At 70.8% G+C, this 13,874-nt stretch carries 14 protein-coding genes; 13 read left to right on the top strand and 1 reads right to left on the bottom strand.

From position 1 onward, the window contains the following. Positions 1-40 precede the first annotated feature (40 nt). The 7 genes from G401_RS0106460 to G401_RS0106430 all read left to right on the top strand — a co-directional run bounded on the left by G401_RS0106460 (position 41) and on the right by G401_RS0106430 (position 6,694). Positions 41-835, top strand: coding sequence for an inositol monophosphatase family protein (locus G401_RS0106460; protein ID WP_027341860.1), 795 nt, complete (start codon positions 41-43; stop codon positions 833-835). Positions 836-971: 136 nt separating this feature from the next. Further along, complete coding sequence (locus G401_RS0106455) at positions 972-2,006, top strand: coiled-coil domain-containing protein (RefSeq protein WP_027341859.1); 1,035 nt, start codon at positions 972-974, stop codon at positions 2,004-2,006. A gap of 157 nt (positions 2,007-2,163) precedes the next feature. Continuing rightward, on the top strand, positions 2,164-3,348 hold the full coding sequence (locus tag G401_RS0106450; protein ID WP_027341858.1) for a substrate-binding domain-containing protein: 1,185 nt from the start codon (positions 2,164-2,166) through the stop codon (positions 3,346-3,348). A 1-nt stretch (position 3,349) separates the two neighbouring features. Next, positions 3,350-4,120 (top strand): ABC transporter ATP-binding protein, encoded by a 771-nt coding sequence (locus G401_RS0106445; protein WP_027341857.1) that lies wholly within the window; start codon positions 3,350-3,352, stop codon positions 4,118-4,120. Then, positions 4,117-4,812: an ABC transporter ATP-binding protein gene (locus tag G401_RS0106440; RefSeq protein WP_027341856.1), complete on the top strand. Its 696-nt coding sequence runs from the start codon at positions 4,117-4,119 to the stop codon at positions 4,810-4,812. Before G401_RS0106445 ends, G401_RS0106440 begins: the two co-directional genes overlap by 4 nt. Further along, positions 4,809-5,672 carry a branched-chain amino acid ABC transporter permease gene (locus G401_RS0106435; RefSeq protein WP_027341855.1) on the top strand — a complete coding sequence of 288 codons (864 nt, stop codon included), beginning with the start codon at positions 4,809-4,811 and terminating at the stop codon, positions 5,670-5,672. The genes G401_RS0106440 and G401_RS0106435 overlap by 4 nt, the downstream gene beginning before the upstream one ends. Then, on the top strand, positions 5,669-6,694 hold the full coding sequence (locus G401_RS0106430) for a branched-chain amino acid ABC transporter permease (protein WP_027341854.1): 1,026 nt from the start codon (positions 5,669-5,671) through the stop codon (positions 6,692-6,694). The genes G401_RS0106435 and G401_RS0106430 overlap by 4 nt, the downstream gene beginning before the upstream one ends. Here G401_RS0106430 and G401_RS0106425 read toward each other — a convergent pair. Next, positions 6,659-7,660, bottom strand: coding sequence for a C40 family peptidase (locus tag G401_RS0106425; RefSeq protein WP_051366262.1), 1,002 nt, complete (start codon positions 7,658-7,660; stop codon positions 6,659-6,661). The two genes, G401_RS0106430 and G401_RS0106425, sit on opposite strands and share 36 nt — an antisense overlap. 136 nt (positions 7,661-7,796) lie before the next feature. On the opposite strand from G401_RS0106425, the gene G401_RS0106420 reads away from it, so the two are divergent. From G401_RS0106420 to G401_RS0106395, 6 genes are read left to right on the top strand one after another with little or no spacing between them, the layout of a single operon-like run. Further along, on the top strand, positions 7,797-8,774 hold the full coding sequence (locus tag G401_RS0106420; protein ID WP_027341852.1) for a pirin family protein: 978 nt from the start codon (positions 7,797-7,799) through the stop codon (positions 8,772-8,774). Between the two features lie 26 nt (positions 8,775-8,800). After that, positions 8,801-9,910, top strand: a complete 1,110-nt coding sequence (locus G401_RS0106415; protein WP_027341851.1) for a class I SAM-dependent methyltransferase — start codon at positions 8,801-8,803, stop codon at positions 9,908-9,910. A gap of 26 nt (positions 9,911-9,936) precedes the next feature. Continuing rightward, positions 9,937-10,251, top strand: coding sequence for a metal-sensitive transcriptional regulator (locus G401_RS0106410; protein ID WP_051366261.1), 315 nt, complete (start codon positions 9,937-9,939; stop codon positions 10,249-10,251). Positions 10,252-10,279: 28 nt separating this feature from the next. Then, positions 10,280-10,498: a heavy-metal-associated domain-containing protein gene (locus G401_RS0106405; RefSeq protein ID WP_027341849.1), complete on the top strand. Its 219-nt coding sequence runs from the start codon at positions 10,280-10,282 to the stop codon at positions 10,496-10,498. Next, a complete protein-coding gene (locus tag G401_RS43885; RefSeq protein WP_245601634.1) occupies positions 10,491-11,456 on the top strand; it encodes a hypothetical protein in 966 nt (321 codons plus the stop codon). Before G401_RS0106405 ends, G401_RS43885 begins: the two co-directional genes overlap by 8 nt. Positions 11,457-11,516: 60 nt before the next feature. Next, on the top strand, positions 11,517-13,655 hold the full coding sequence (locus tag G401_RS0106395) for a heavy metal translocating P-type ATPase (RefSeq protein ID WP_027341848.1): 2,139 nt from the start codon (positions 11,517-11,519) through the stop codon (positions 13,653-13,655). Positions 13,656-13,874 lie beyond the last annotated feature (219 nt).

Here is a 13,874-nt window from a genome sequence, read left to right as displayed (position 1 = left end):
GATCATATGGGGCGCAGCTGCCGGAAGGAGTGCGAACAGCGTGCTGGACAAGGTGGAAGAGATCGTCCGGGAGGTCGCCACGGAGATCGTGGTGCCCAAGTTCCGGTCCCTCTCGGCAGGGGACATCGAGGAGAAGGCGCCCGGCGAGCTGGTGACGGTCGCCGACCGCGCGAGCGAGGTCGAGCTGTCCCGCCGGCTGCTGGAGCTGCTGCCGTCGGCGCAGGTCGTGGGCGAGGAGGCGGTCGCCGCCGATCCCGGCGTGCTCGACCGGCTCGCCGGCGACGACCCGGTGTGGGTCATCGACCCGATCGACGGCACCGGCAACTTCGCCGCCGGCCGGGAACCGTTCGGCATCATGGTCGCCCTGGTACGCCGGGGCAGCCCGGTGCTCGCCGTGATCCACGAGCCCGTCGCGGGCACGATGGCCCTCGCCGAGCTGGGCGCCGGGACGTATCTGGACGGCGTACGCACGGTGCTGGAGCACGAGCCCCTCGCGACCGATCAGCTGCGCGGCAGCGTCATGAGCCGGTACATGCCCGCCGAACTGCGCGAGCGCGTCACCGGCGGCTTCCCGCTGATCGACGCCGCGCTGCCGGGCCACCACTGCGCGGCCCGGGAATACCCCGACGTCGTACGCGGCCGTCAGCACTTCACGCTCTTCTGGCGGGCCCACCCGTGGGACCACGCCGCCGGGGCATTGATCGTCACCGAGGCCGGCGGGGTGATGCATCGCTTCGACGGATCGGCATACGTTGTCGGCGACGGCCGGATGGGACTCCTCGCGGCACGTGATCAACAGGTGTTCGACCAGGTTCGCACCGCCCTTCTGGACTGATCTCTACTACCGTGCGTAGTTGCGCGGTCCACCATTTCGGGCTGCCCCCGGCCCCGTCCCGCGCGGTACCCTGACCCGCGGCCGGACAGCTGTGCCGGCTTTCGCGTACCCGGTTCCGGTGACGGAAGGACCGACCGTGATCCCGACCGCCCGCCCCCGGCGGTGGACCCTTCGCCGGTGGCACGTCGCCCTGCTCGCCGTGATCACCGGGTTGACGCTCGTCGTCTACCCCGGCGGCGCGTACGCCGAGCCGGACGAGGACGGCAACTCCAAGACGCAGACGCTGATCAAGAACCTGGAGGCGGCCGCCCGGGGCTACGTCGAGGCGCAGGACGCCCTCGAGGAGTCCCAGGCCAAGCAGACCCTGCTCAAGCAGGAGCTGGCGGCCGTGGAGAAGGAGCTCGGCCCGCTGCGCAGGCAGGTCGACGTGCTGGCCGCCGAGTCGTACATGAACGGCCGGCTCAACGTCCTCGGCGCCATGCTCGCCGCGACCTCCTCCGAGGACTTCCTGTCGCGCGCCGCCTTCCTCGAAGAGCTGACGCAGCGCGACGACGAGGCCCTGCACCGGCTCGTCGCCCTGGAGAGCAAGGCGAAGGCCGACAAGGACGCGATCGACGCCGAGGCGGGCATCCAGTCGGCGATGTCGGCCGAGCTGAAGAAGCGCGTGACCACATTGGAGCTCACGCTCTCGAAATCGGGCGGCCGCAAGGCCACGCTCAACTGGCCCTTCTCGCTGACCCCGACGGCCGCGCCCGCCCCGCACACCAAGACCGGCGGCCTGCCGTCGGACCCGGCCCGGCTCAAGGACCCCACGGACACGGGCGGCAAGGTCACCGCACGGCTGGTGCACGCGTACGACGAGGCCAGGCGGTTCGGATTCACCCGGTTCACCAAGTGCTGGCGTACGCAGAGCTGGGGTGAGCATCCCAAAGGCCGGGCCTGCGACTTCTCGGTGAGCTCCGGTGGTTTCGCCGGGGTGCCGTCGGGGCCGGACCGGGTCTACGGGGACAAGCTGGCTGCCTTCTTCGTGAAGAACGCGAAGGCGCTGGGGGTGTACTACGTGATCTGGTACCGGATGATCTGGCTGCCGGGTGTGGGATGGCACAACTACAGCGGCTGCTGCGGAGCGGCCGCCGAGCACCAGAACCACGTCCACCTCTCCATGCTGTAGATCCTCGGGTCGGCGGTGTGGGAAAGCGGTCGGTGAACGCGAGAAGACCGGCGTTATGTAGGCCGCCCACATAGTGGCCCGCCTCACACCCCCTTAACGTCTCCCGGCAACACCGCCGTAACAGCGCGGTGCCCACACGCACAAGCTGGAGAGGCGTATGAGCGCAACGATGACGCGGCGGTCGCTGGGCGCCGTCGCGCTGCTGGTGATAGGGGCCGCGGCGGCGTGTTCGAGTCCGCAGGACGCGGCTTCGGGCGGTGGCGGCGACGCGACCCCCTTCAAGGTCGGGCTGGTGTACTCCCAGTCGGGGGCGCTGGCCGGCTACGGCAAGCAGTTCAAGGACGGTTTCACGGCCGGGCTCGCGTACGCGACCAACGGCACCGGGAAGATCGGCAATCGCACGGTCGAGGTGTCGGAGGCCGATGACGCGGGTGATCCGGCGAAGGCGGTCTCGGCCGCGAAGGACATGATCGGCAAGGGCGTGAAGGTGCTCGCCGGTTCGACCGCGTCGGGTGTCGCTTTGCAGGTGGCGCCGATCGCCGCGCAGAACAAGGTGCTGTTCGTGTCGGGTCCGGCCGCCACGGATGGGATCACCGGGATCAACCGGTACACGTTCCGGGCGGGCCGGCAGTCCTACCAGGATGTCCTGACGGCGAAGTCGTTCATCGAGCCGCAGGGCAAGAAGGTGCTGGTCTTCGCGCAGGACAGCGCCTTCGGCCAGGCGAACGAGGCGGCGGTGAAGGCGGTCCTCGGCGGTGCCGGCGCGACCGTGACGAGCGTGCTGGTTCCGGCCACGGCCAAGGATTTCACGCCGTCGGCCAAGCAGGCGCTCGACGCCAAGGCCGACCTGATCTTCGTGGCGTGGGCGGGCACCACCGCCGGCGCGATGTGGCAGGCACTGGACCAGCAGGGCGTACTCGCCGCGACGCAGGTGGTCACCGGGCTCGACCAGCGCTCCACCTGGCCCATCTTCGGGGCGGCCGGCGGCAAGATCTCGTTCCTGTCGCACTACTTCGACGGCGCCGCGGACAACGCGGTCGCCAAGGCGGCCCGTGACAAGATCGGCGGCCAGCTCGACCTGTTCAACCCGGACGGTTTCACCACCGCGCAGATGGTGGTCCGGGCGCTGACCGAGGGCGGCGACGACGTCGAGAAGCAGATCAAGGCGCTGGAGGGCTACAGCTTCGACGGGATCAAGGGCAAGCTGACGATCCGTGCCGAGGACCACGCCCTGCTGCAGCCGATGTTCCAGGTCAAGTTCGGGACGGACGGCGTACCGCAGCTGATCAAGGCCCTCGACCCGACCGACACGGCCCCGCCGGTCGCGGCGATGAAGAGCTGACGTGGCCACGGCTACCGGCCCGGCGGTCCTCGCGACCGCCGGGCTCACCTGGCGGGTGGACGGCGGCGTCACGATCGTGGACGCCGTCTCGATCGAGCTGCGCGCGGGGGAGTTCCTCGGCGTGATCGGACCCAACGGCGCCGGGAAGACCTCGCTGTTCAACCTGATCACCGGCCTGCGCGCCGCCACCGCCGGCTCCGTGCACCTGCTCGGCACCGAGGTCACGCGGCTCGCCCCCCACCGGCGCGCGCGGCTCGGCCTGGGCCGCACGTTCCAGGCCTCGTCCGTCTTCCCCTCCCTTTCCGTACGCGAGAACGTCCGCTTGGCGGTGCAGGCGTACCAGGGCGGATCGTTGCGGCTGTGGCGCTCCGCCCAGGCCTTCCGCGCGGTCGCGGAGCGGGCCGACGAGTGCCTGGCAACGGTCGGCCTGCACGATCGCGGCGAGCAGCGCGCCGGAACCCTGGCCCACGGCGAGAAGCGGAAGCTGGAGATCGCCCTGCTGCTGGCCGGTTCGCCGAAGGTCATGCTGCTTGACGAGCCGATGGCCGGCGTCGCCGCCGAGGACGTGCCCGAGCTGGTCGAGGTGATCCGCGGACTCGTCGGCCACACCGGCGGGGCCGTCCTCATGGTGGAGCACCACATGGACGTGATCCTCGGCCTCGCCGACCGGCTGGCCGTCATGCACCACGGCGCCCTGCTCGCCTGCGACACCCCCGACGTGGTGATGGCCAACGCCGTCGTCCAAGAGGCGTATCTCGGAGAACAGCTATGAGTCTCCTGTCCGTACGCGATCTCGTCGTCACCCTCTCCGGCCTGCGCATCCTGCACGGGGTGTCGTTCGAGGCGGCCGAGTCCGGGGTGACCGTCCTGCTGGGACGCAACGGTGCCGGCAAGACCACCACGCTGCGCGCGATCCTGGGCCTCGCCCCCGCGACCGGCTCCGTCGAGCTGGCCGGGGAGCCCGTTCTCGGTACGCGTACGCACGCCCTCGTCCGGCGCGGTCTCGGTTATGTGCCCGAGGACCGGTGCGTGTTCGCGGGGTTGACCGTCGCCGAGAACCTCCGCCTCGCCGAGCGCGGTACGCCCGACTACGACCTCGTCTTCGGCCTGTTCCCCGAGTTGAGGAAGCGCTCGGCGCAGCGGGCCGGTTCGCTGTCGGGCGGCCAGCAGCAGATGCTGTCGCTCGGCCGCGTCCTGCTCAACGACAACCGCCTGCTGCTCGTGGACGAGCCGACGAAGGGTCTCGCCCCGAAGGTCGTCACCGAGGTGGCCGAGGCGCTGGAGCGGGTGGCGGAACGCGTACCGGTGCTGCTGGTGGAGCAGAACCTCGCCGTCGTACGCCGTCTCGGCCGGGCCGCCGTCGTTCTCGCGGCCGGTCGCGTCGCGTGGCGCGGGGACGCGAAGGAGCTGCTCGGCGACCACGACCGGACCAAGTCCCTGCTGGGTGTCGGGAGCCACTCGTGAGCACCATCGTTCTGCTGACGCTGACCGGGCTGGGGCTCGCCGGGCTCTACTTCCTGATCGCGGCCGGCCTCTCCCTCGTCTTCGGCCTCGCCGACGTGCTGAACTTCGCACACGGCTGGTTCCTGACCGTCGGCGCGTACGCCGCGTACTGGGCGATCCCGCGCGTGGGGTTCGCCGGCGGCGTACTCGTCGCGGTGCTGGCCGGGGCCGCCACGGCCGCCCTGGTCGAACTGGTCATGATCCGCCCCCTCTATCAGCGGACCATTTCGCAGGTGCTGGTCACGGTCGGGCTCAGCCTCGCCGGGGTGGCACTGTTCCAGGCCCTGTTCTCGCCAGATGCCCGGACCTTCCCGAGTCCCTCCTGGACGGAGGGCGTGGTGACCGTGCTCGGGGCGCGCGTACCCGTGAAGTCGCTGGTACTGGTCGTCGGCGCGGTCGTGGTGCTCGCGGCGCTGCTGGCCTTCCTGCGCTGGACCCGGTACGGGCTGATCATCCGGGCCGGTGTGGAGAACCGGGAGATGGTGACCGCCCTCGGCATCGACGTCCGCAAGGCGTTCACGCTGGTCTTCGCCATCGGCGGGGCGGCGGCCGGGCTGGCCGGCGCGCTGTCCGGCATCGCCTTCCAGTCCATCGCCCCCAGCGGCGGTTCGTCGCTGCTGATCTTCGCGTTCATCGTCGTGGTCATCGGCGGCATGGGCTCGATCACCGGCTCGGCGGTCGCGGCCGTCGCCGTCGGCCTGCTCCAGCAGTTCGTGAACTACTACGGCTCCGCCGGTATGGGCGACCTCTGCGCGGTCGCGCTGCTCGCCGCCGTGCTCCTGCTCCGCCCCCAGGGGATCGCCGGGAAGGTCGCGTCATGAGTGTCAAGCGTCTGTGGCCGCTGGGGCTCGTCGTGCTCCTGGCCGTGCTGCCCTACTGCGGCTTCTCGCTGCCCGGGATCTTCGACGGCCCGGTCAACAGCCCCGGAACCCTCCAGCTACTCGCCCTCTGCCTGCTCTTCGGCGGGCTCGCGGCCGGCTACGACCTGCTGTACGGGCGTACCGGGCTGCTGAGTTTCGGGCACGCGCTCTTCGTGGGGGTGGGCGCGTACGGGGCGAACGTCCTGATCACCAAGGCCGGGCTGCCGCTCTGGCTCGCCGCTCCCGCAGCGATCCTGCTGGGGACCACGGTCGCCGCCGCGATCGGCGCGGTCTCGCTGCGCGTCACCGGCATCGCATTCTCCATGGTCACCCTGGCCTTCGCCCAGGTCGGGGCGATCCTCGCGGCCCGCGACATCGGCGGTCTCACCGGCGGCGACGAAGGCCTGGCCCTCGACGTCTCCGGCCTGCCCGGCGGCCTGGTGGGCGTGGTCAACACCTACAAGATCTATTGGATCGCCCTCGCGTACGCCGTGATCGTGATGTTGATCGTCCAGCGGGTCGTGAGCTCGCCGACCGGCCGGGTGCTCGCGGGCCTGCGCGACGACGAGCGGCGGGTGGGCGTGCTGGGCCTGCCGCCGTACGCCTTCAAGCTGGTGTCGTTCGTGCTGGCCGGGGCCTTGGCGGCGGCGGGCGGCGTGGTGCACATGATCCTGGTGCAGGGGACCGATCCGACGGTGACCAGTACGGAGCTGACGCTGTCGTTCCTGGTCATGGTCGTGCTCGGCGGTCCGGCGACGAAGTACGGCCCGCTGCTCGGCGGGATCGTCTACACCTATCTGGACTACCGGCTCACGCACGTGGCGGGCAGCCTGCCCGGACCGCTGAAGCAGCCGCTGTTCGTGCTCGGCGTGATCTTCATCCTCGCCGTGTACTTCTTCCCGAAGGGGGTCGGCGGCCTCTTCCCCGTGAAGTGGCCCGCCCGGCGCTCACAGCACGCGGCCGAACCCGTGCACGGGGAGTGAGTCGACCATGTCTACGCGTACCTTCTCGCCGAACGTGGGCGCGTGGATCATGCGGCCGTCGCCGATGTAGATCCCCACGTGGTGCAGGTCCTTGTAGAAGAAGACGAGGTCTCCGGGTTGCGCCTGCGCCTCGGAGATCTTGCGCACCTGCTTGTACTGGGTGATCGAGTTGTGCGGCAGCTCCTTGCCGAGCAACTTGTACGCGGCCAGCACCAGCCCCGAGCAGTCGTACGCGTTCGGCCCCTCGGCCGCCCACTTGTACGTCTTGCCGAGCTGGTCCAGCGCGAAGTCGAGGATCTTGGCGGCACCGCCGGTGACCTCGGGGCGTACCCAGCCCTGCCGGGCGTCCGTGTGCGGAGCGTGTCCGGCCGGCCCGTACGCCGTGTCCTTCCACTGCTGCAGCCGGTTCAGATCGGACTGGATCCGCGAGCGGCTCGTGATCAGCTGCTTCTGCTGCTCCCGGCCCTGGCTCACCAGCGTGCTCAAGGTCGCCTGGGCGTCCTGGAACTCCTGGCGTACGCGCTGCAGCGAGCTGATCTGGCTGCGCTGGTCGTCGGCGAGCAGCTGGATCACCATGAGCTGGTCGAGCACATCCTCGGTGGACGACGAGTGCAGCAGCATGTTGTACGCGTTGGCCCCGCCGCTGGTGTACGCCGCCGTGGCGATCACCCCGACCGTGGCCCGGTGCGCCGCGACCTGCTTCTCCAAGGGGCCCAGCTGCCGCCGCAGTACGCCGATCTGAGCGACCGTCGTCTGCAGGTCGTCGTGCAGCTGGTTGTACCTCTCCACGACGACTTCGAGCTGGTCGGAGGCCTTGTCGATGCGGTCGACCAGCTGCTGGCGGGTCAGCGGCTGGGGAGTCGGGTTGGGCGCGGCGGTCGCCGGGGCGGCCCCGAGAACGAGGGCGACGGCGGCGCTGAGAAGGGCCGCGGCCTTCAGTAGGCGCGTCGGGGCGCTGGCGAGCATCGACACGCTGTGGCTAACGAAAGGCCGATACCTCACGCAACTGTCGGATAGGTCTCGTATCGGACATTCTATGGAACGTGAGCGAGTGATCGGTTCAACTAGTTGAAGCATCAACTACATGTGCTATGCTCTCACCATGCCAGCGATCACGGTTGAGAACATGCTCGTCCTGCCCCGCGTACCGGAGCCGGACGTCACTGCCGCCGAGCGCCCGGTCGTCTCCGTGACGACCGCCCCGAGCGGCTTCGAAGGCGAGGGGTTCCCCGTCCGCCGGGCCTTCGCGGGCGTCGACCTCCGTCACCTCGACCCCTTCATCCACATGGACCAGATGGGCGAGGTCGAGTACGCCCCGGGCGAGCCCAAGGGCACCCCGTGGCACCCGCACCGCGGCTTCGAGACCGTCACCTATCTGCTCGACGGGACCTTCCGCCACCAGGACTCGCACGGCGGCGGCGGGCTGATCACCAACGGCGACACGCAGTGGATGACAGCGGGCAGCGGCCTGCTGCACATCGAGGCGCCGCCCGAGGACCTGGTCGTGTCGGGCGGGCTGTTCCACGGCTTCCAGCTGTGGGTGAACCTCCCCGGCAAGCTGAAGATGGCCGCGCCGCGCTACCAGGACATCCGGGCGCAGCAGGTCTCCCTGCTCAGCTCGCCGGACGGCGGCGTCCTGCTGCGGGTCATCGCGGGCGAGGTCGCGGGGCACCCGGGTCCGGGCGTCACGCACACCCCGATCGCGCTGGTCCACGCCACGCTGGAGCCGGGCGCGCAGCTGCGCCTGCCCTGGCGGCCGGACTTCAACGCGCTCGTCTACACGCTGGCCGGGTCCGGTCACGTCGGCCCCAAGCGCCAGCCCGTCGGCCTCGGCCAGCTCGCGGTGTTCGGCGCCGGCGACGTGCTCACGATCGAGGCGGCGAAGAGCCAGGAGAGCCGCAGCCCGAAGATGGACGTGCTGATCCTCGGCGGGCAGCCGATCCGCGAGCCGGTGGCCGCGTACGGGCCGTTCGTCATGAACACCAAGGCGGAACTCGTCCAGGCGTTCGAGGACTTCCAGGCGGGCAAGCTCGGGGTCATCCCGGCCGGTCACGGCCCGGACCACCTCAAGACCGCCTGATCCGCCGCGGCGATAGGCTGGCCCGTGTGGGTGCTGTGACATGGGAAGAGGCCGCCGCCGAGCTGCGTGGCGCGTTGCTCGACGACGGTCTCCTCCGGGCCGTGGCCTCCGGCCGGCCCGACCCGGGAATCCATCGCGCCGTCGTGCGCCCGGTCGTGGTCAAGCGCGGGCCCGCCCTCCAGATCGTCTTCGAGGACGGTGTACGCCCGACGACGCGTACGCTCGCGCTCGGCGAGGAGGCCGTGACCGGGGTCGACGAGCTGCTCGGGGACGGCTTCCGGAACTGGCACGTCGAGACGGCCGGCCGCACCGTGAAGGTGCAGACCAGCAAGAAGGGCAAGGTCCTGCTGTCGGTCGGCGGACCCGTGGCGGCCCCGGCGACCGTGGCCGGGCACGACCGGGCCAAGGAACACCTGATCGACCCCGGCGACCCGCTGTTCGACGTGATCGGCGGGGACGCCCGCAAACGCCGGCAGGTGGACGCCTTCCTGCGGGCCCTCGACGCGACCCTGCCGGCCGAGCTGCCCTCGCCGTTGCGCGTGGTCGACCTCGGCTGCGGGAACGCGTACCTGACGTTCGCGGCGTACCGGTACCTGAGCGACCGGGTCCCCGAGATCCACCTGACCGGCGTCGACGTACGCGAGGACCAGCGCGACCGCAACTCCGCCCTGGCCCGCCAGCTCGGCTTCACCGGGTTGGAGTTCGTCGCCGGGACGATCCTGGACGCGACGGTCCCCGGCGGGGCGGATCTCGTGCTGGCCCTGCACGCCTGCGACACCGCGACCGATGAGGCGCTCGCCCGGGCGGTCGGCTGGGACGCGCACTGGATCCTGGCGGCGCCCTGCTGCCACAAGGACCTCTCGCGGCAGCTGCGGGCGAGCGGGCGTACGAGCGCGCTGACCCGGTCGGGCATCCTGCGCGAGCGGTTCGCCGACGTGCTGACCGACGCGTACCGCTCGGCGATCCTGCGCGGGCGCGGGTACGCCGTCGACGTCGTGGAGTTCGTCGACTCGGCCCATACTCCCCGCAACCTGCTGCTCAAGGCGGTGCGTACCGGAAAATCGGACGACGCGGACCTGGCGGCGCTGAGCGCGGAGTGGCCCGTGACACCGCACCTGGCGGAGCTCTTGCGCTGATACCCCCAGGGGGTATAGTTGGTGGCATGACAGAAGCAATTGCCCCTGCCACCCACGCCGGCCCGCACAGCTACAGCGCCGCCGAGGACAAGGCCGCGCTGCTCAGCCGGTTGCGGCGGGTCGAGGGGCAGGTGCGTGGCATCCAGCGCATGGTGGAGCAGGACACGTACTGCATCGACGTGCTGACTCAGATCTCTGCGGCCACGAAGGCGCTGCAGGCGGTCGCGGTCGGCCTTCTGGAAGGGCACCTCGGGCACTGCGTCGTGCAGGCGGCCCGGGAGGGTGACCCGCAGCCGAAGGTCAAGGAGGCGGCCGACGCCATCGCCCGCCTCGTCCGCTAGGTTTTCCCGTAGAGCGAGGGAGCTTTCGATGTCTGTCGAGACGACGTACCAGATCAAGGGCATGACCTGCGGCCACTGCGCGCAGGCGGTCACCGGTGAGCTGACGCTGCTGGCCGGCGTACGCACGGTGGACGTGGACGTTCCGGCCGGGACCGCGAAGGTCGTCAGCGACGCCCCGCTGCCGGTCGACGAGGTCCGCACGGCGGTCGACGAGGCCGGCTACGAGCTGGCCGGTATCGATGGCTGAGCCGGTCACCGGCTCCCCGGCGGCAACCGATGCCGCCGGGGTGACTCCGCCCGGCACGACCCGGCCCGCACCGGCCAGCAACGCCCGGGTGGGCCTGATCGTCGGCGGGGTCGCCGTGGCGCTCATCGCCGGATTCGCGCTCGGCAAGGCGACGACCGGTGCCAGCGCGTCGCCGAGCGGCACGACCCCGAACGTGAGCACCACGTTCAACGAGTCGATGCCGCACACCCACGCCAACATGGGCACGATGGGCAGCGAGGTCGGCGGCCTCTCGATCAGCATGGCCGGCTACACGCTGGTCCCGAAGCAGACCGCGTACGCGCAGGGCGAGCAGACGTTCAGCTTCGTGATCACGGGACCGGACGCCAAGCCGACGACGACCTTCGCGGTCGTCAACGACCGGCCGCTGCACTTCGTGGTCGCCCGCCGGGACCTGTCCGGCTACCAGCACCTGCACCCGGTCATGGCGCCCGACGGCACGTGGACGGTCAAGATGAACCTGGCGGCGCCGGGGATGTACCGGGCGGTCGCCGACTTCACCGCGATCGGCGCGGCCGGCGCGATGACCGCCGTCACGCTCGGCACCGACCTCACCGTCGCCGGGGCGTACCAGCCGGTGGCTCTGCCGGCCGCGACGCGCACGGTCGACGTGGACGGATACACCGTCTCCTACGAGGGGACGCCGCAGATCGGCGCGACGGCACCGCTGCTGTTCCGCGTCTACCAGAACGGCTCGCCGGTGACCGTGCAGCCCTACCTCGGCAGCTTCGGCCACCTCGTCTTCCTGCGCCAGCTCGACCTGGCGTACCTGCACACCCACCCCGAGACCGCACTCGCGGGTGGCGCGGTGAAATTCTGGGCGACCGCGCCCAGCACCGGGACGTACCGGATGTTCTTCGACTTCCAGGTGGACGGGCAGGTGCACTCCGCACCGTTCACCTTGACCATCGGGAACTGACCGTCGTCGCATCCGACCGCGCGCCCGCCTGATGGTGGGCCTGCCGGATGGGAGGACTCCATGGAATCGATCATCGAACTCTCGATCGGCGGGATGACCTGCGCCACCTGCGCAGCCCGCGTCGAGAAGAAGCTCAACCGGATGGACGGCGTCACCGCGTCGGTCAACTACGCGACCGAGACGGCCCACGTCGCGTACGCGCCGGGCATCAGCGTCGACGACCTCGTCGCGACCGTCGAGGCGACCGGGTACACGGCCGCGCCGCCGGCCCTCGAACCGGTCGAGGAGCCCGATCCGCTGCGTACGCGGCTGGTCGTGAGTACTCTGCTGACCGTGCCCGTCGTGGCGCTCAGCATGATTCCGGCGCTGCAGTTCGCGTACTGGCAATGGGTTGTCCTGATCTTGGCGACCCCGGTGGTGACGTGGGGCGCGTGGCCCTTCCACCGCGCGGCGCTGCTCAACGCGCGGCACGCGACCGCGACGATGGACACGCTGATCAGCCTCGGTGTGGCGGCCTCCTACCTGTGGAGCCTGTACGCGCTGGTGTTCGGCGGCGCGGGCGAGCCGGGCATGAAGATGCCGCTGGACCTGTTCGCGGGCTCGGCCACCGAGACGCACCTCTACCTGGAGGTGGGCTCGGCGCTGACGACGTTCCTGCTGGCCGGGCGGTGGTTCGAGCACCGCGCGAAGCGGCGGGCGGGCTCGGCGCTGCGGGCGCTGCTGCACCTCGGCGCGAAGTCGGCGACCCTGTGGGAGGACGGGCACGAGCGCCCGGTGCCGATCGGCTCCCTGAAGACCGGCGACGTCTTCCTGGTCCGCCCCGGTGAGAAGATCGCGACCGACGGCACCGTCGAGGAAGGGCAGAGCGCGGTCGACGCGAGCCTGCTCACCGGCGAGAGCGTGCCGGTCGAGGTCGGCCCCGGCGACACCGTGATCGGCGCGACCGTCAACGCGGGCGGCCGGCTGCTGGTCCGCGCGACCCGGGTCGGCGCGGACACCCAGCTCGCGCAGATGGCGCGGCTGGTCACCGAGGCGCAGTCGGGCAAGGCCCCGGTCCAGCGGCTCGCCGACCGGATCAGCGCCGTCTTCGTCCCGGCCGTCATCGTCGCCGCCGTGCTGACCTTCGTCCTGTGGGTCGCCGTCACCGGCAACGTCACGGCCGCGTTCACCGCCGCCGTCGCCGTGCTCATCGTGGCCTGCCCGTGCGCCCTCGGCCTCGCGACCCCCACCGCGCTGCTCGTGGGCACGGGACGAGGAGCCCAGCTCGGCGTACTGATCCGCGGGCCCGAGGTGCTGGAATCCACCCGCCGCGCCGACACGATCCTGCTGGACAAGACCGGCACCGTCACCACCGGCACCATGCGGCTGCTCGGTTCTCCCTCGCCCACCATCCTGATGTACGCGGCGAGCGTCGAACGAGCCAGCGAACACCCCATCGCCCGGGCCATCGTCGAGGCGGCCCCCGAAACCGCGCCGGTCACCGAGTTCCAGGCGCTGCCGGGGTTGGGCGCGTCGGGCGTGGTCGACGGTCACCAGGTCTTGGTCGGCCGGCCGTCAATGCTGGCGTCCTATCCATCCTTTGTGGAGCCACCGGTTGTCGACGCGACCGTGGTGGGAGTGGCGGTCGACGGAGAGTTCGCGGAGTGGCTGACCGTCGGCGACACCGTCAAGCCGACCTCCGCCGCCGCCGTACAACGGCTGCGCGGTCTGGGACTACGCCCGATCCTGCTCACCGGCGACGCGACCGGCCCCGCGGAACGGGCCGCCGCCGAGGTCGGCATCCCGGCCTCGGACGTGATCGCCGGCGTCCTGCCCGAAGGCAAGGTCGCGGCGGTGCGATCGTTGCGAGACAAGGGCCGCGTGGTCGCGATGGTCGGCGACGGCGTCAACGACGCGGCCGCGCTGGCGGCGGCGGACCTCGGCCTCGCCATGGGCACCGGCACCGATGCCGCGATCGAGGCGGCCGACATCACCCTGGTACGCGGCGACCTCACCGCGGCCGCGGACGCCATCCGGCTGTCACGGGCGACGCTGCGCAACATCCGGCAGAACCTGTTCTGGGCGTTCGCGTACAACGTGGTGCTGATCCCGCTGGCGGCGTTCGGACTGGTGACGCCGGTACTGGCCGGGTTGGCGATGGCCTTCAGCAGCATCTTCGTCGTCCTGAACAGCCTGCGCCTCTTCCGCTTCCGCCCCTGATCCGCGGGGCCGCGCTCGATCCGGGTGAGGCCGCGCTTGATCTGGGTGGGGCTGTGCTTGATCCAGGTGGGGCTGCGCTTGATCCGGGTGGGGCTGCGCTTGAGCTGGGTGGGGGCTGCGCTTGATCTGGTTTGGATCAGGGAAATCACCCGAATCATGGCCCAAGATTCGGGTGATTTCCCTGATCCAAGCGGGATCTTGGGGCTGGGCTCGGGGGTG

It is taken from the genome of Hamadaea tsunoensis DSM 44101 (genome assembly GCF_000428945.1).
Classification (GTDB): Bacteria; Actinomycetota; Actinomycetes; order Mycobacteriales; family Micromonosporaceae; genus Hamadaea; species Hamadaea tsunoensis.
The sequence above is the reverse complement of the archived record's forward strand: the minus strand, read 5'-3'. Positions and strand labels throughout refer to the sequence as shown.